Annotated in this window: 17 protein-coding genes and 2 tRNA genes; 14 read left to right on the plus strand and 5 right to left on the minus strand. The window is 62.5% G+C overall.

Going from position 1 to position 17,336, the window contains the following annotated elements; all coding sequences use genetic code 11:
• Nucleotides 1–29 precede the first annotated feature (29 nt).
• Complete coding sequence (leuA, locus tag KIH45_RS14895; protein ID WP_213176927.1) at nt 30–1,700, plus strand: 2-isopropylmalate synthase; 1,671 nt, start codon at nt 30–32, stop codon at nt 1,698–1,700.
• A 42-nt stretch (nt 1,701–1,742) separates the two neighbouring features.
• Here leuA and KIH45_RS19490 read toward each other — a convergent pair whose 3' ends face one another.
• Nucleotides 1,743–2,195 (minus strand): AHH domain-containing protein, encoded by a 453-nt coding sequence (locus KIH45_RS19490; protein WP_337925495.1) that lies wholly within the window; start codon nt 2,193–2,195, stop codon nt 1,743–1,745.
• Between KIH45_RS19490 and KIH45_RS14905 the strand changes: the two genes are divergently transcribed.
• Nucleotides 2,134–3,080, plus strand: a protein-coding gene (locus tag KIH45_RS14905; protein ID WP_213176836.1) for an IS630 family transposase whose coding sequence is annotated in 2 segments (ribosomal slippage) — nt 2,134–2,473 and nt 2,473–3,080 — 948 coding nt in all. Because the reading frame shifts where the segments join, the coding sequence is not laid out codon by codon here. The two genes, KIH45_RS19490 and KIH45_RS14905, sit on opposite strands and share 62 nt — an antisense overlap.
• On the opposite strand, the gene KIH45_RS14910 is transcribed toward KIH45_RS14905, so the two are convergent.
• From KIH45_RS14910 to KIH45_RS14920, 3 genes are all read right to left on the minus strand, one after another.
• Entirely contained in the window at nt 3,052–3,294 is a 243-nt protein-coding gene (locus KIH45_RS14910) for a hypothetical protein (protein WP_213176837.1), read from the minus strand. The two genes, KIH45_RS14905 and KIH45_RS14910, sit on opposite strands and share 29 nt — an antisense overlap.
• Before the next feature lie 64 nt (nt 3,295–3,358).
• Entirely contained in the window at nt 3,359–4,063 is a 705-nt protein-coding gene (locus KIH45_RS14915; RefSeq protein ID WP_213176838.1) for a hypothetical protein, read from the minus strand.
• 126 nt (nt 4,064–4,189) lie between these two features.
• Nucleotides 4,190–4,678: a flavodoxin family protein gene (locus KIH45_RS14920; protein WP_213176839.1), complete on the minus strand. Its 489-nt coding sequence runs from the start codon at nt 4,676–4,678 to the stop codon at nt 4,190–4,192.
• A gap of 100 nt (nt 4,679–4,778) precedes the next feature.
• On the opposite strand from KIH45_RS14920, the gene recJ reads away from it, so the two are divergent.
• The 12 genes from recJ to KIH45_RS14980 all read left to right on the plus strand — a co-directional run bounded on the left by recJ (nt 4,779) and on the right by KIH45_RS14980 (nt 16,555).
• Nucleotides 4,779–6,578 (plus strand): single-stranded-DNA-specific exonuclease RecJ, encoded by a 1,800-nt coding sequence (gene recJ, locus KIH45_RS14925; protein WP_225899959.1) that lies wholly within the window; start codon nt 4,779–4,781, stop codon nt 6,576–6,578.
• Between the two features lie 104 nt (nt 6,579–6,682).
• Nucleotides 6,683–6,757, plus strand: a tRNA-Glu gene (locus KIH45_RS14930).
• 50 nt (nt 6,758–6,807) lie between these two features.
• Nucleotides 6,808–6,882: transfer RNA gene (locus KIH45_RS14935), tRNA-Glu, on the plus strand.
• Nucleotides 6,883–7,013: 131 nt separating this feature from the next.
• Nucleotides 7,014–8,225, plus strand: coding sequence for an ATP-binding protein (locus tag KIH45_RS14940; protein WP_213176840.1), 1,212 nt, complete (start codon nt 7,014–7,016; stop codon nt 8,223–8,225).
• A gap of 154 nt (nt 8,226–8,379) precedes the next feature.
• Entirely contained in the window at nt 8,380–9,759 is a 1,380-nt protein-coding gene (locus KIH45_RS14945) for an OprO/OprP family phosphate-selective porin (RefSeq protein ID WP_213176841.1), read from the plus strand.
• Between the two features lie 159 nt (nt 9,760–9,918).
• A complete protein-coding gene (locus KIH45_RS14950) occupies nt 9,919–10,962 on the plus strand; it encodes a substrate-binding domain-containing protein (RefSeq protein WP_213176842.1) in 1,044 nt (347 codons plus the stop codon).
• Between the two features lie 24 nt (nt 10,963–10,986).
• A complete protein-coding gene (gene pstC, locus KIH45_RS14955; RefSeq protein ID WP_213176843.1) occupies nt 10,987–12,369 on the plus strand; it encodes a phosphate ABC transporter permease subunit PstC in 1,383 nt (460 codons plus the stop codon).
• A gap of 4 nt (nt 12,370–12,373) precedes the next feature.
• Nucleotides 12,374–13,657: a phosphate ABC transporter permease PstA gene (gene pstA, locus KIH45_RS14960; protein ID WP_213176844.1), complete on the plus strand. Its 1,284-nt coding sequence runs from the start codon at nt 12,374–12,376 to the stop codon at nt 13,655–13,657.
• A 9-nt stretch (nt 13,658–13,666) separates the two neighbouring features.
• Entirely contained in the window at nt 13,667–14,473 is an 807-nt protein-coding gene (pstB, locus tag KIH45_RS14965; RefSeq protein ID WP_213176929.1) for a phosphate ABC transporter ATP-binding protein PstB, read from the plus strand.
• Nucleotides 14,474–14,505: 32 nt separating this feature from the next.
• Nucleotides 14,506–15,180, plus strand: a complete 675-nt coding sequence (gene phoU, locus KIH45_RS14970; RefSeq protein ID WP_213176845.1) for a phosphate signaling complex protein PhoU — start codon at nt 14,506–14,508, stop codon at nt 15,178–15,180.
• Nucleotides 15,181–15,271: 91 nt separating this feature from the next.
• A complete protein-coding gene (gene phoB, locus KIH45_RS14975; RefSeq protein ID WP_213176846.1) occupies nt 15,272–15,961 on the plus strand; it encodes a phosphate regulon transcriptional regulator PhoB in 690 nt (229 codons plus the stop codon).
• Between the two features lie 144 nt (nt 15,962–16,105).
• Nucleotides 16,106–16,555, plus strand: coding sequence for a hypothetical protein (locus KIH45_RS14980; protein WP_213176847.1), 450 nt, complete (start codon nt 16,106–16,108; stop codon nt 16,553–16,555).
• Between the two features lie 37 nt (nt 16,556–16,592).
• Here the strand turns inward: KIH45_RS14980 and KIH45_RS14985 are convergent, their stop codons facing one another.
• Nucleotides 16,593–17,336 (minus strand): extensin-like domain-containing protein, encoded by a 744-nt coding sequence (locus KIH45_RS14985; protein WP_213176848.1) that lies wholly within the window; start codon nt 17,334–17,336, stop codon nt 16,593–16,595.

The raw sequence follows: 17,336 nt of genomic DNA on the forward strand, positions 1-17,336 counted from the left end.
AAGCTACTACCGGCCAGGCGCCTACCGGGATGTTGAAAGACCCCTCGCGCAAATACCGCGCGTTTCCGCAGATCGACATCGCCGATCGCCAGTGGCCCTCGCGCACGATCACCAAGCCGCCGCGCTGGCTCTCCACCGACATGCGCGACGGTAATCAGTCGCTCATCGATCCGATGGACAGCGTGAAGAAGAACCGCTTCTTCGACCTGCTGGTCAAGGTCGGCCTGAAAGAGATCGAAGTCGGCTTCCCCGCCGCCGGTGCGACCGAATTCGACTTCATCCAGAACCTCGTGCGTTCGGGCCGCATTCCCGACGACGTCATGGTGCAGGTCCTGACGCAGAGCCGCGAGGACCTGATCCGCACCAGCTTCGACAGCCTCGAAGGCGCGAAGCAGGCGATTGTGCACGTCTATAACGCGGTCTCGCCCGCGTGGCGCGACATCGTGTTCAAGATGAGCAGGGAAGAAGTGCGCGGCATCGCCCAGGCTGGCGCCAAGGTCATCCGTGACGAAGCGGGCAAGCGCCCCGGCACCGACTGGCACTTCGAATATTCGCCGGAGACGTTCAGCACCGCCGAACTCGACTTCTCGATTGAGTGCTGCGAGGCGGTGATGCAGATCCTGCAGCCTACGCCCGAACGTCCGATCATCCTGAACCTGCCGGCAACGGTCGAGTGTGCGACACCCAACATCTACGCCGACCAGATCGAGTATTTCTGCCGCAACCTGCCCAACCGTGAGAGCGCGATCGTATCGCTGCACACGCATAACGACCGCGGCACCGGCGTAGCTGCGGCGGAACTGGGCATCATGGCGGGCGCGGACCGCGTCGAAGGCTGCCTGTTCGGCAATGGCGAGCGGACGGGCAACTGCTGCCTCGTGACCGTGGCGCTCAACATGTACACGCAAGGGGTCGATCCCGGCCTCGACTTTTCGGACATCGACGAGGTGATCGAGACGGTCGAGTACTGCAACCAGATCCCCGTCCACCAGCGCCACCCCTATGGCGGCGAACTGGTCTTCACCGCGTTTTCGGGCAGCCATCAGGACGCGATCAAGAAGGGCTTCGAGGCGCACGACAAGCAGAACGACGAGCAGTGGCGCGTGCCTTACCTGCCGATCGACCCTGCCGACCTCGGCCGCAATTACGAGGCCGTGATCCGCGTCAATTCGCAGTCCGGCAAGGGCGGTTTTGCCTGGGTGCTGGAGCAGGACAAGGGCCTGAAGCTGCCCAAGCGGATGCAGGCCCACTTCTCCAAGGCGGTGCAGCGAATGGCCGACGAAACCGGGCGCGAGCTGAATGCCGAGGATATCTGGACGACGTTCCGCCACGAATACCATCTGTCGCGTCCGCAGCACTTCCAGCTCGTCGATTATGAAGAGCAGCGCGCCAAGGACGGCACGCGGGTGTTCTCCGGCACGATCAGCGAGGACGGCAAGGAGCGTACGGTATCGGGCCGTGGCAACGGGCTTATCTCGTCCGTGGTGGCAACGCTGTCGGACGCGTTCGGGATGAAACTCGAAGTGCTCGATTACTCCGAACACGCCCTTTCCAAGGGTTCGGACGCACGCGCAGCCGCCTATGTCGAGTGCATGACCGAGGCGGGCGATATCGTCTGGGGCGTTGGCATCAGTGCCGACGTTGCGACCGCGGGCGTGCGCGCCATTCTCAGCGCCGCAAACGCGACGCGCCCCGAATAACCTGGTTGATGTCGGCGACGGGAGCACCTGTCGCCGACACGGCTACAGGCTGCCTACCGCGCCCCAAAGCACGTCGGCCATCGCATCCAGTTCGGAATAGTCCTTGTCGCGCCCGATCGGGTCGCGCCGGTTCAGCACGAACGGCCCATCGCCGCCCCTCTCCAGCCCACGCGCCAGACCGCGTTGGATAAGACGGATGCGCGCCAGGGCGACATCCCGTGCAAGCAGTTCATCACGACTGCGAGTGTGCGACCACTCCATTTCAACTGCGCCGACCCTTTCAAAGACCAGTTCGTTGTACACCCTGTGAGGTCCGCGATGCAGCGGCAGCCGGGCGTTTAGAGCGGTTTCCACACGATCTGACTCAACGGGGATTCCCATTGCTGCGCTGATGTGATTCACGCTACCTGCTGGTGGCAGGAGGCCAGCTTGGATGGCACGAACGCTTTCACAGGACCTTCGAGACAGAGTTATTGCTGCGATTGATGGGGGCATGAGCTGCCGTGCGGCTGCGATGCATTTTGAGGTCAGCGCATCGAGCGCGATCCGCTGGCGGCAACGGGCACTTGAGCTTGGTCAGGCCGTTGCAAAACCGCGCGGCGGTGACCGGCATTCGGGCAAGATCGAGGCGCATGGCGGCTTCATCCGGGAGTTGATTGCTGAGCAGGGTGACATGACCCTAGTCGAGGTCCAGGCGCGGCTGATGGAGCGCGGCACGTCGGTCGGGATCGGCACGGTGCACCGCTTCTTCCAACGCCACGGGATCACGCGTAAAAAAAGACCGGGCACGCGATCGAGCAGGACCGTCCCGATGTCCTGAAGCAGAGGCGGCAGTGGTTCAACGGCCAGCTCGATCTGGAACCGGAGCGCCTCGTGTTCATCGACGAGACGTGGACTGCCACAAACATGACCCGCAGCCACGGTCGCTGCGCCAGGGGCGAGCGTCTGCGGATGGGCTTCCCGCATGGTCACCGCAAAACCACCACGCTGGTCGCCGGGCTGCGCATGAGCGGAATGGTTGCGCCAATGGTGCTCGATGGTCCGATCAACGGCGACTGGTTCGAGGCCTATGTGACGCAAGTTCTCATACCCGAGCTTCGACCTGGCGATGTCGTGATCATGGACAATCTGTCGAGCCACAAGCGCGCATCGGTGCGTGAGCGGATCGAAGCAGCCGGCGCAACCCTGCGCTTCCTTCCGCCCTACAGCCCGGACTTCAATCCGATCGAGAAGGCGTTCTCCCGGCTCAAGGCCATGCTCCGAAAGGCGGGTGAGCGAACCGTCAGCGGCCTGTGGGACCTGATCGGCAAGCTCATCGACATCTTCCAGCCAGACGAATGCGCCAACTACTTCAGCTCGTGCGGATATGAACCGGAATGAACGAAAACCGCTCTAGAGCTGCCGCCTCCGTGCCCGGCAGCAAAACGCCGTTCACGTTGAAATCGTCGAACCACTCTCCATGCGGAGAAATCAAGGAGAACATCGCCGCGAAACTGCGACGGCCGAATGTCTGGCGCGGCAACAGGTGGTGTTTTTGCCATCCGCTGCGATAGCCGGTTCGGCCCCGCCTGTTCACACTGGCAAACCGGCGCACCGGTTCCGGCCTTCGGCAAGTCTGCGACGTCCCCCTTCCCATGCCGCTTCTTGGGAAGGCAGGTTTAAGGAAAAGGTGACCGTCTAAGGTAAATTTTCTTACCACTGTCGCGAGGATCTAACTCGAACGAGCCGAAACCGTCGACTTCGACAATCTCGTTTTCCGTAACGGCACCCTCGGCAGCGAGATGGTCGATCATGCGGATCGCGATCTTTGCCTGTTCCGGCATCGGCATGGGCGCGAGATCGAGGACAAGCTCTTGTTCGCAGAAGGGGGAGAGCCCCCTCGTAATCAGTCCGCCATCGCCATCACCCTGAAGAGCGACAAGCACCATCGCCGGGAAAGCACCGCCGTCTTCCCAGCTTTGTACGACTTTGATAAAAAACTCGCTCCCAGTAATCGTCCCAGCTTCAGACCAGCCAATCGCCTTTGCCTGAGCGCTGCGTGCGATTTCGGCAGCAAGCGCTGACAAAGCCTTAACCGAAGTCAAAAACGAAGCAGAACCGCCCTCGACCAGTCTCAGTTCGAGTGAGGGGCCGTCGGGCAGATCGATGGGGTTGGTGGCAATGTATTGCGGCGTGTCGATGTTGCCGCTGGCAGGTGCCAGGTGCAGATCCATGCCGTTACGCTTAATCGTGATTGGCAGGGTGTCAGCGCCGAAATGCCTGGCCAGAATGTCAGCGGCGCTTTCCGCGTCATCAAACCAGAAGCGAAAGCAAGCCTGCGAAGCTGGCGTCATCTGATCTGAAGTTGGTGCGTTGCCGTTCATCGTCCCGCGCTCCCGTCGCGCTCTGGCGACGCTATGCAATTCCTCCGTTACGCCGTCGAGACCTTACCCTGTTGTTGTATCCGATGTGGACATAAAATTCACGTCCCCGCGACAAGCGCGCCACATCTAGAAAATGCCGAGCGACAGACCCTCTGCCAACGCCGCGCCCAATTCGCGGCACGTGCTTGCATCGTCGTCTGCAAGTGTCTTTCGCGCCATGATTTCCTCTGGCGTCTGCGCGTCGAAGTTCACGATCAGCGGATCGGCCACGCGTTTCAGCCGCCACCCTTTGGCGATCCGGTCGATCTGACGCGTGGCCCCTTCCCCGTCCGAACCGGCGGCAATGGCGGTGGCGAAAGCCTTCCCTTCGATCTTGCCCAGCACCGGATAGTAGCAGCGGTCGAAGAATTCTTTCATCGCGCCGGACATCGTGGCCAGGTTTTCCGGACAGACGAACAGATAGGCCCCTGCACCAATCAGATCATCAGGCCCCGCCTCGTCACAATAGAGCAACCTTGCCCGATCCGCCGTGCCATCCAGCACCGCACGCGCCATCGCCTCGGCGCCGCCCGTGCGCGAATGCCAGACGATCAGCAGATGTGCTTCAGTGCTCATAGCCCATATCGCTAGCAGGTCGATCGGCCCCGTGGAAAGGCGTGGAAGCAGTCTGCGTCAACCTTTGCGCTGGGTGCCTGCGTTACTGTATCTGCGGGGCATGGCATCGGTAGCAGGACATCACGAACTCGACAGCGCGGCATGCGGCGTAACACGGTCGCTTAGCGGCAAGGCATGGCGCTGGCGTGGCGGGAACATGGCGCTCGGTTCTGGCGGCGGTATGGCGGGCGATGATCTCGTTATGCAGCTGCTTACCTCACGCGGGGTTCCGCTCGAGGATATCGAACGGCACCGCAATCCGACCATCCGCGATTTTCTGCCCGATCCTTCGATCTTCGCGGACATGGACGTGGCGGCTGACCGACTGGCACAGGCCGTCGTTTCAGGTGAGGCGATCACGATCTACGGCGATTACGACGTTGACGGTGCGACAAGCAGCGCGCTGCTGATCCGCCTGCTGCGCGAACTGGGCGCCAACCCGTCGCACTACATTCCCGACCGCCTGCTCGAAGGATACGGACCTTCGGGCGAGGCACTGGTCAAGATTGGCGAGCAAGGCTCAAGCCTTATCGTGACTGTCGATTGCGGCGCGATGGCGCATGAGGCGCTGGCCATGGCGCATGACGCGGGCATCGACGTAATTGTGGTGGATCATCATAAGTGCGCGGCGGAGAACCCGAAAACCGTCGCTCTGGTAAATCCGAACCGCCTCGATTCGACTGACGAGGCCGCGTCGCATGGGCATCTGGCGGCAGTGGGTGTCGCGTTCCTGCTTGGCGTTGCGCTGGTTCGGACACTGCGCGGCCAAGGTTTCTTTGCCAACCGCCCTGCCCCCGACCTTATGGGCCTGCTTGATCTCGTCGCGCTCGGCACGGTGGCCGACGTCGCGCCGATCCATGGCCTGAACCGCGCTTTCGTGGCGCAGGGTCTCAAGATCATGGCGCATCGCCGCAATGTGGGCCTTAGCGCGCTGATCGACACGAGCCGGCTCAAGCGTGCTCCGCAGTGCAGCGATCTTGGCTTTGCCCTTGGCCCCCGCATCAATGCCGGCGGCCGCGTCGGAGAATCGACACTGGGCGTTCGCCTGCTGACGGGTGAGGACTTGCCCGAGGTGCAGGACATTGCGTCCCGGCTCGACGGGTTGAACGAAGAACGCCGCGCGATCGAGGCGGAGGTTCAGGCAGCGGCGGAAGAACAGCTTGCAGGCCAGCACAACCGATCGGTCCTCGTCCTGTCCGGTAAGGGCTGGCACCCGGGCGTCATCGGCATCGTTGCGGGGCGCATCAAGGAAAAGGCGGGCAAGCCCACCATTGTGATTGCCGTCGACGAGAACGGCGAAGGCAAGGGGTCGGGCCGTTCGCTTTCGGGCGTCGACCTTGGCGCTGCCATCATCGCCGCGCGGGAACACGGCCTGCTGGCCAAGGGTGGCGGCCATGCCATGGCGGCAGGCCTGACGGTAGAGGAAAGCCGGATCGATGCGCTGGCTGACTGGCTGGACAGCCAGCTTGCCCGCGACGTGGACCGCGCGCGTGCCTCACAGGCGACTATCGTTGATATTTCGGTCAGCCCGCGTGGGCTGCAACCCGATCTTGTCGAATTGCTCGAATCGGCGGGCCCGTTCGGCGTGGGTTGGCCCGCGCCGCGCATTGCGGTCGGGCCAGTGAAGCTGGTGAAGGCAGATGTCGTCGGCAATGGCCACGTCCGCCTGATCGCCGCCGGACAGGACGGCGCTCGCTTCAAGGGAATCGCTTTCCGTGCAGAGGAAAGCGATTTGGGTCAGGCCCTGCTCCACGCTTCTCGCGGGCGTAGCCTGTGGCTTGTCGGGCGTCCCAAGATCGATGACTGGGGCTCTGTCCCTGCAGCAGAACTGCATGTCGAGGACGCGGCTTTCGCGGATTGAGCGGCTTTGCCGACAAACATTTTTCGGTCCGCGCAATAAAAGTGCAAAAGGCCCCTTGACCGTCCGCGAATGCACTCGTAGATGGCCGGCCTGCACCGCGACGTGGCCCCTTCGTCTAGCGGTTAGGACGCGGCCCTTTCACGGCTGAAACACGGGTTCGATTCCCGTAGGGGTCACCACGCGGTGCAGTATTTGCCTTCCCGGCGCGGCGTTTGCCCCGGCATGGCACGGCCCCTTCGTCTAGCGGTCAGGACGCGGCCCTCTCACGGCTGAAACACGGGTTCGATTCCCGTAGGGGTCACCAGTCTCCTCCTCCACATTACGGTTTTATGACAGTGGCGCGGCGCGTTTTGCCGCACTACAGCCTGTCGCCGTGACAAGTGGATTCGTGATTCCCGCTGCCAGTATTTCGGCTCCGACCAACGTGCGAGGTGCATGGTGAAACGCTCCATGCCCTGGGCCGGTCTCACGCTTGCCACGGCAGGCTCGATCGTCCTGCTGCTCGTCACTTACGATTTCCTCGTCAGCTTCGCGCTGTGGATCGTCTGGTGCGGCTCGCTGCTCGTCCTGCGCCCCGCGCCTGAGCGTGAACGTATGCGCGACGATGGCATGGCGATCACGCAGGACCGCATGCGCGAACTGATCGAACCGCTCAGCCTGCCTTACCTCGTCATGGAAAACCGCCGCATCGTGCTTGCCAACGGCGCGGCGCGCGAAGTGCTTGGCCCCCACGTCGTCGGGCAGGACGCCCGCGTCGCCTTGCGCCACCCGGAGGCAGTCCGCCTGCTCGAAAGCGACAAGGGCGGCGAAGCGATCGTTCGCGGCCTCACCGGCCCGCGCAGTGTCTGGGCCGTCTCCCTACGCCCCGTCGATGCCACCAAGACGATGATCGAACTGGTAAACCGCACGGCCGAGGCCGACATCAGCCGGGCTCATACCGATTTCGTCGCCAACGCCAGCCACGAACTGCGCACGCCGCTCGCCTCCATTATCGGCTATGTCGAAACGCTGATCGACGCGGACGAGGAAGAGCAGGTCCGCCCTATGAAACCGGAGACGCGCAAACGTTTCCTTGAGACCATCGCACGCGAGGGCAAACGCCTGCAGGCTCTGGTCGAGGACTTGATGAGCCTGTCGCGTATCGAGGCGGAAAAGCACGACCTTCCCGCCACGGTGGTCGATTTCGGCACCAGCATGGAATCGCTGGTGTTCGGCATGCAATCGCTCCACGGCAAGGACCGTATCGTCTTCGAGCGCGCCGAAGTGCCAATGCCCGTCCGCGGAGACGAACAGCAGTTGCATCAGCTGGCCCGCAACCTGGTCGAAAACGGCCTCAAGTATGGATCGGACAGCGAACCGGTTCGCGTTTCGGTGCAGCGCCGGGACGACATCTTCGAATTGAAGGTGACCGATAGCGGCGAAGGCATCGCGCCTGAGCACGTGCCGCACCTCACCCGCCGTTTCTATCGCACCGATCCGGGGCGTAGCCGTGCGGTCGGGGGTACGGGGCTTGGCCTTGCCATCGTGAAGCACATCGTCGAACGGCATCGCGGACGGATGGAAATCGACAGCAATGTGGGATTCGGCACCACGATCACGGTCCGATTCCCTCGCCATCGCCCGGCAGAGACTGTCGCGGCAGCTTAAGTCGCGTAATTTTATTTCCCAAATATTACAGTGTTCGCCGGGATTATCCCGAGCGTAAAATGGCCTGCACGCTCTACTGTAACAAAACCGTCATCTGCTGGTCATAGAGGCGTCGCCGTTCGGACAGCGAACTGTCAGAAAGGCAAGAAACGTCATGAGGATCCACCAGGTTTCGCTGATCGCCGTTGCCGCGGCGACCGCAGTCTCCTCCCCCGCCTATGCGCAGGATGCATCGACCGTTCAGGCCGAGATCGAGGCCATGCGCGCGCAGATGCAGGCAATGGCTGCTCGTATCGACGCTCTCGAGGATCAACTCGAAGTCGCCGAAGCCAAGGCCGATGCCGCAACCACTGCAGCCACGGCTGCGGCGGAGACTTCCGGCACGGCCCTTGCCGCTGCCAATGAAGCGAAGAGCGACACCAAGGTTTCCTGGAAGGGCGCCCCGCTGATCGAGGGCAAGGGTGGCTGGAGCTTCAAGCCCCGTGGCCGCATGAATTACGACGTTGGCTTTACCAATGCGCCGGAAATCGATGGCCGCGAAGACGGCTTCGGCAGCGAGGCACGCCGCGTCCGTCTGGGCGTCGAAGGCGATATTCCGGGCGGCTTCGGCTACAAGTTCGAAGCGGACTTCGCCGGCAACGAGGTGGAAATTGCCGATGCGACGATCACCTACGAAGACGGCGGCCTGAAGATCGCGGCCGGCCAGCAGAACAACTTCCAGTCGATGGAAGAGCTGACCAGCAGCCGCTTCACTTCCTTTATCGAACGCGCCGCTTTCACCGATGCGTTCGGCTTCCAGCGCCGCGTCGGCCTTTCGGCTGCAGTCGCGGCGGGCGACGTCATCGTTCAGGGCGGCCTGTTCACTGACAACATGGAAGAACTTTCGAACAAGCAGTGGGGCGCAGATGGCCGCGTCGTCTTCATGCCGAAGATGGGCAACACCCAGCTGCACCTCGGCGGTTCGCTGCACTACACCGAACTGGATAACGACAACCTGACGGTTCGCTATCGCCAGCGCCCGCTCGTCCACTTTACCAGCAACCGTTACATCGACACCGGCGCGTTCCTTGCCACTTCGGAAACCGGTTATGGTCTGGAAGCAGCCGCCATCAACGGCCCGTTCCACTTTGCAGGTGAAGCTTTCTGGCAGAAGTCGGATCGTCCCGGCCTTGCCAACCCGACGTTCTTCGGCGGGTCGGCCGAAGTGGGCTACTTCCTGACCGGCGGAGACAGCCGCGGTTACAAGAAGGGCGTGTTCGATCGCGTGAAGCCGGCAAACCCGGTCGACAAGGGCGGCATGGGCGCACTGCAGGTCAACTTCCGCTATGATCGCCTTGATCTCAACGATGCGTCGATCATGGGCGGTACGCAGGACAGCTATCAGGCTTCGCTGATCTGGACGCCGACCAACTACACTCGCCTCATGCTGAACTACGGCCGGATGGAATACACCGATGCAGCCGTCGTCGCAGCAGGTGGCGACACGTCCTACGGTGTCGATGCGGTCGGCGTGCGCGCCCAGATCGACTTCTGATCACCCGGACTTGTTCACAGGCCAACGACCAGATCGAACCATCCCATTGATCTAAATAGGTTTTCAAATTTTTGACCGGGCGACGCGTGGCTGTCATATCAGTGTCACGACAGGTCCATAGAGCGCCCGGCAAGAATTCACGAAGAAGGAAAGCATTCCATGCGCTTCACCAAGACAATCGTCATCGCCGCTGTTTCCAGCCTCGCCCTCGCGGCTTGCGGCGGCCAGCAGGCTTCCACCCGAGATCAGGTCAAGGCCGTCGGTTCGTCGACCGTCTATCCCTTCGCCAAGGCCGCTGCGGAGGAATTCGCCCGCAGCTACGCCGGCCAGTACAAGTCGCCGATCATCGAATCGACCGGCACCGGCGGCGGCATGAAGCTGTTCTGCGGCGGTGTCGGCGTAGAACACCCCGACATGGTCAATGCCTCGCGCCGCATGAAGGCGAGCGAGCTTGAAACCTGCACGGCCAACGGCGTCACGGAAGTGATGGAAATCGAAGTCGGCAAGGACGGCATCGCCGTTGCCGAATCGCTCGAAGGGCCGACCTTCGGCCTGACGACCGCGCAGCTTTACGAAGCGATCGCGGCAGAGCCCTATGGCCAGCCCAACACGGCCAAGAACTGGTCGGACATCGATCCCTCGCTCCCGAACGAGCCGATCCTCGTTTACGGCCCGCCGGCAACGTCGGGCACGCGCGATGCGCTGGCCGAACTGATCATGACCGAAGGTTGCAAGACCGATTCGGCAACCGCAGCGCTGAAGGAAACCGACGAAGAACGCTTCGAAGCGATCTGCACCGAAGTCCGCAACGACGGCGCCTATGTCGAGCAGGGTGAAAACGACAACCTGATCGTCCAGAAGCTTGCTTCGAACCCGGAAGCCATCGGCATCTTCGGCTATTCCTTCCTTGAAGAAAACGCCGACAAGCTGCGCGGTCTGGCCATCAACGGTGTTGAGCCGACCTACGACAACATCGCCTCGAACACCTACCCCGGTGCCCGTGCGCTTTATGTCTACGTCAAGAAGCAGCACCTCGACGCCGTCCCCGGCCTGCGCGAGTACCTCTCGACTTGGGTCGAGAATTGGGGCAAGGGCGGCCTGTTCACCAGCAAGGGCATGATCGCCTCGACCGACGAGGTGCAGTCCGCTAACGCCGATGTCGTGACGAACATGACGCTCGTTGACGCCTCGAAACTGAAATAGTCCGGACCTAAAAAGTCAGGGAATATGTCGCCAGCCATTTTTGTACTCGTTGCCATCGGACTGGGATTAGTCGGATGGCTGGCCGCAAGGTCGCGCGCCTGGGCTTTCGCCTCGAATGAAGGCGCGCGCCTTCACTCCCTGCCGAACTATCACGGCTGGTACGTTGCCATGTGGGCGTTCGTACCGGCCGTCATATTCGCTCTTGTCTGGAATGCGGTAAGCCCGAACCTCGTGATGCAGGCGGTGCTTTCCGATCCTGCGGCAGCGAAGCTTCCCGAATTCGGCATCACCCGCGATACCGTGTTGGCAGAGGCGATGGCCGTTGCCAGCGGCAGTGCACAGGGCGTGTTCAATCCGCTTGCCCGCGAACTCGTTGAACCCGCTCGCAACGCGATGCGACTTTACAGCATCATCGGCCTTGTCGTGACGGTGCTTGTCGGATTTGCCGCCGGCGTCTTCGCATTTACGCGTTTGCGCCCCGACTTCACGGCCCGCACCCGCGTTGAACGCGGCGTCATGCTGGGCCTTCTGGTCGCATCGCTCGTCGCGATCCTGACCACCTTCGGCATCGTCGCCTCACTTCTGTTCGAGACGATCCGCTTCTTTGGCATGGTCAATCCGATCGACTTCCTGTTCGGCACGCAATGGTCGCCGAACCCGATGGGTGACCCCGCTTTCACCAACAGCGAAGATTACGGCGCCCTGCCCCTGTTCTGGGGCACGATCTACATCGGCGCGATTATCGCCATGATCGTCGCGATCCCGCTTGGTCTGATGAGCGCGGTATACCTCACCCAGTATGCGAACCCCACGTTCCGCAAGTGGATGAAGCCGATCCTCGAGATTCTCGCCGGTGTCCCGACCGTCGTCTACGGCTACTTCGCCGCACTGACCGTTGCGCCCTTCATCCGCGACGTCGCCCGCTCGGTCGGCATCGCCAGCGCGTCGAGCGAGAGCGCGATCGCGGCAGGCCTTGTCATGGGCGTGATGATCATTCCGTTCGTGTCCTCGATGGCAGACGACTCCATCGCCGCCGTGCCTTCCGCCATGCGCGACGGCAGCCTTGCGATGGGTGCGACCAAGTCGGAAACGATCCGCAAGGTCCTGATCCCCGCAGCCCTGCCCGGTATCGTTGCAGGCGTCATGCTGGCGATCAGCCGCGCTATCGGCGAAACGATGATCGTCGTCATGGCCGCGGGTGCTGCGGCGAACCTGACGGGCAACCCGTTCGAGAGCATGACCACGGTGACTTACCAGATCGTCGCCATGCTGACTGGCGAAGGCAGCTTCGACCATCCCGCAACGCTTTCCGCGTTCGCGCTGGGCATGGTGCTGTTCATCGTCACTCTCGCCCTGAACTTTTTCGCCCTGCGCGTCGTAAAACGCTACCGCGAAGCCTACGAGTAAGATCATGAGCGAAGCGATATCCAACGGTTCGGCAGAAGACGCCGACCTCGCCCGCAAGGCCCGTAACGAGCGCCTCGCATCGCGCATTCAAAAGCGCTACGCGGCCGAACGCCGGTTCAAGCTTCTGGCGCTTTCCTCTGTCCTGTTTTCGGCGCTCGTGCTGGCGTTCCTGCTGGTGACGATGACAGCCAATGGCCTTGCCGGCTTTACCCGCGCTGAGATGAAGGTGCCGGTCGACTTTGGCGGCGCTGGGCTGACCGTTTCGCAGGATCGCCTGTCGCAGCCCGGTGCGCTCGGTGCGCTCGAAAACGCGGGGCTTCCCGACGTTCTCCAGTTCGCGGCGAGCGAGGCCTATGACCCCGAAGCAGCAGAGCAACTGGGTGCCAGTGCATGGCGCGATCTTGCTTCGCAGCTGATTTCCAATCCGTCGATGCTGGCCGAAGACACCGTCGTCTCGGTACCGGTAAGCGAAGACCTGGCTGCGGCATTTCGCGGTGAAGGTGCCGCCGGACTTCAGACGCTGGCCCGCGATCTCGAATCGCAAGGTGCGCTCGACCGCGCGTTCGACTGGGGTTTCCTGGCGCGCGCCGACGCGACCGACCCGCAGGAAGCGGGCATCTGGGGCGCGCTCAAGGGTTCGCTGCTGACGATGATCATCACGCTCGCCCTCGCCTTCCCGATCGGCGTGCTGGCTGCGGTCTATCTTGAAGAGTATGCGCCCAAGAACAAGTGGACCGACATCATCGAGGTGTCGATCAACAACCTCGCAGCGGTCCCCTCGATCATCTTCGGTCTGCTCGGCCTCGCGGTGTTCCTTGCGATCTTCCCGAACTATCGCTCGGCCCCGCTCATCGGCGGCATGACGCTGGCCTTGATGACGATGCCGGTCATCGTGATTTCGGGCCGTAACGCGATCAAGTCGGTCCCTCCCTCGATCCGTGACGGTGCACTGGCTGTAGGCGCCTCGCCGGTGCAGGTCGTGTTCCACCACGTCCTGCCGCTTGCCCTGCCCGGTATCCTGACCGGCACAATCATCGGCATGGCCCGCGCCCTTGGCGAAACCGCGCCGCTTCTGATGATCGGCATGCGCGCCTTCGTCGCCACTCCGCCCGACGGTTTCACTTCCCCGTCGAGCGTACTTCCCGTCCAGATCTTCCTCTGGTCGGACGAAATCGACCGCGGCTTCGTCGAAAGGACCAGTGCCGCGATTATCGTGCTATTGCTGTTCCTGCTGGTCATGAACGGCCTTGCCATCTATCTGCGCAATCGGTTCGAAAGGCGCTGGTAAAGGATGAAGATGAATAACCCTGAGCTAGAGGGACAGGTCGCTGGCTTCAGCGATGCCGGTCCTGCGAAGATCAGCGCCAACAAGGTGTCGGTGTTCTACGGTGAGAAGAAGGCGATCGACGAAGTGTCGATCGACATTCACACCAAGTACGTGACCGCCTTCATCGGCCCGTCGGGCTGCGGCAAGTCGACGTTCCTGCGCACGCTGAATCGCATGAACGACACGATCCCCAGTGCTCGCGTCGATGGCGAAATCCTGCTGGATGGCGAGGATATCTACCGTTCGAAGATGGACGTGGTGCAGCTGCGCGCGCGTGTCGGCATGGTCTTCCAGAAGCCGAACCCGTTCCCGAAGTCGATCTACGACAACATCGCCTATGGCCCCAAGATCCACGGCCTCGCAGAATCGAAGAGCGACCTTGACGGCATCGTCGAACAGTCGCTGCAGCGCGCCGGTCTTTGGGATGAGGTGAAGGACCGCCTGTCGGATTCCGGCACCGCGCTTTCGGGCGGCCAGCAGCAGCGCCTGTGCATCGCACGCGCCATTGCGGTCGATCCCGAAGTGATCCTGATGGACGAGCCCTGTTCGGCGCTCGACCCCATCGCGACCGCGCGTATCGAGGAACTGATCGACGAGTTGCGCGGGCGCTATGCCATCGTGATCGTCACCCACTCGATGCAGCAGGCCGCCCGCGTTTCGCAGCGGACCGCGTTTTTCCACCTCGGAAATCTCGTCGAGTATGGTCGCACCAGTGACATATTCACGAATCCGCGCGAAGAACGGACCAAGGATTACATCACCGGTCGCTACGGCTGATCGGGCGATACGAGAGAGATAAGTCAGGCACCATGGAACATACCGTCAAGGCCTTCGAAGAAGACATCACGCGTCTGCGCGGCCTCATCGCGGAGATGGGCGGCCTGGCCGAGCTTTCGGTGCAGGAAGCGCTCGAAGCGATCGTCAACGGTGACGACGACCTTGCTGAGAAGGTCATCGCCCGCGACAAGGAAATCGACGCGCTGGAAACAGAGGTCGACCGCCTTGCCGTTCGCATCATCGCCCTGCGCGCCCCGATGGCCGACGACCTTCGCGAAGTCATCGCCGCGCTGAAGATCGCAGGCGTGGTCGAACGTATCGGCGACTATGCGAAGAACATCTCCAAGCGGGTCGGCAAGATCGAAGGGCGCCGCCACTTTGAACCCATCGCGCTGATCCCGGCCATGGGCGAGGTCGCGGCCGAGATGGTCCACGACGTGCTGACCGCCTATGCCGCACGCGACCCGCAGCTCGCCCGCGAAGTCATCCAGCGCGACGCAACGGTCGATGCCTTCTACGATTCGATCTTCCGCAATCTCGTCACTTACATGGTCGAGAACCCGGCGACGATCGGTTCGGCAGCTCAGCTTCTGTTCGTTGCCCGCAACGTCGAACGCGTCGGCGATCATGCCACCAATGTCGCCGAAATGGTCCACTTCGCCGCCACCGGCACCTATCCGCCGGACCGCGAGGAACTGAACCCCTAAGGGCGAAGAACGACGGTCGCCTTCTTGTCATAAGGCGGTAACAAAAGACGTGTGAGGGTGGCCGAGTTCTCAAAGACCGAAAGGCCAGACTTTGCCTTCTCCCCGCCTGCTTCTCGTTGAAGACGATCTCTCGCTGGCAGAGCTTCTCCAGTACCGTTTCGAAGCCGAAGGCTACGACGTTGTCGCCACCGCCGACGGCGACGAGGCCATGCTCCTCGCCACCGAACAGGCGCCCGATCTCGTCATCCTCGACTGGATGGTCGAAGGCACCAGCGGCATCGAGATTTGCCGCCGCCTTCGCCGTGACAAGGAAACGGCCCACGTTCCCATCGTTATGCTGACGGCGCGCGGCAGCGAGGACGACCGCATCCGTGGCCTTGAAACCGGCGCGGACGACTATGTAACCAAGCCCTTCTCGCCCCGCGAACTGATCGCCCGCGTCAGCGCCGTCCTGCGCCGCGTGCGTCCGGCCCTTGCCGGAGAGATGCTGGAAGTCGGCGACATCAAGCTCGACGCCACCAGCCACCGCGTGACCCGCCGCGGCCAGTCGCTTCAACTGGGCCCGACCGAGTTCCGCCTCCTCAAGTTCTTCATGGAACACCCGGGGCGCGTCTTCAGCCGCGGGCAGCTTCTCGATGCCGTCTGGGGCACGGGTAGCGACATCGAACTGCGTACGGTCGACGTACACATCCGCCGCCTTCGCAAGGGCATTACGCTCGAAGGCGGCAAGGACCCGGTTCGCACTGTCCGTTCAGCCGGTTACGCTTTCGAAGCCGTGTAAGGAACGGGTGGACTCACCACCCGCGCAGGCCTAGCCTTCACCCCAGCAAGGGGATGGCCCTCCGGGGGGAGTGGGTCGCCCATGCCTTTGCCTTTTTGGGGAAACCCGCGGCCATCCGGCCCCGGGATGGGAAAGGTAACACACATGAACATGCTTCGTATCTTTGCGCCCGTCGTGCTTGCCACGTCGGCGATTGCCGCTCCGCAAGTCGCGTCGGCACAAAGCGAATGGCCCGTCGACAACGGCGACTATGTCGAGATCACCGGCATTGCCGTCGATGATGGACACGAGCTCGAATATACCAAGTGGCTAGCCAGCGAATGGCGTAAAAATGCAGACTTCGCAGTCTCGCAAGGTTGGCTGTCGAGCTACGAGATCATGTACAACGTGAACCCGCGCAAGGGAGAGCCGACGCTCTACCTGATCCGCCGGTTCCCGAACTTCCCGACTTCGGCCGAGGAAGATGCGCGTGAAAAGGCCTATCGCGAATGGGATGCGCGCACGGAATCGCAGATGCAGGCCGCGTCCGCCGGTCGCGCCGAATTCCGCCACGTGACGGGTTCGATGCTTCTTCGCGAAGTCACCTGGAAGTAATCGGTTCAGGGCGGGCCTTCGCGGGTCCGCCCTGCCCTTAACGGCAAAATCCGCCGTAACCGCGCTGCGCCTGATCAAGATGGAAGTGATCGGCATGAAGCGCGTTGTAATCGGGCGATAGCGTCGTTCCGAACACGTCACAGGCCCCGTCGCGGGCCGCCTTCAGAAATGCACCGTCGGGACCGTTAGAGGTCCAGTCCTTCAGCACCGAAATTCGCCTGCCATCGGCCAGTTCGAAAGCGGCGATGTCGATAGCATTGCCGGTGGCGTGTTCACTCCACCGCCCGCTCTCGGCTCCGTTCACGCGGCGACAGTTCGCGGTGCCGAGTTGCACGATGCGCACGACTTCGCTGCCCAGCAATTCGCGCGCCGCAGGCTGGACGCGGTGGTCGAGCCACCACGCAAGGCCTGCATGAACCGCGCAGGTCGCATCGGCGCGGGCCGGGGTGAAGGACAGTCCGAGAGCGCCTCCGTCATCGGGGATCAGGCGATCGGCCCTGCGGCACTGATCTTCGCCGACCGGATCGAGGCTTTCAAACGCGATACCCGAACGCGAGAGTACCGCGCGGCACGCGTCTGCATCGTCGCGCAGGGCCGCCAGTTTCCGGCCCGTCGCCCAGCCCTCTTTCTGCGTTATCGTCAGCGGGGCGCGCGGGTCATGCTCGGGATGCTTCGCCAGCCAGTCTACGCCGTAAAGTACCACCCCGCCGATCACGAAAAGCGCGATCAGCAGGTAGTCGAGACGAAACGGGCGGCGGGGCAGCTTGGCAAAACGGGGCAT

It is taken from the genome of Croceicoccus gelatinilyticus (assembly GCF_018398395.1).
In the GTDB taxonomy this organism is placed as follows: domain Bacteria; phylum Pseudomonadota; class Alphaproteobacteria; order Sphingomonadales; family Sphingomonadaceae; genus Croceicoccus; species Croceicoccus gelatinilyticus.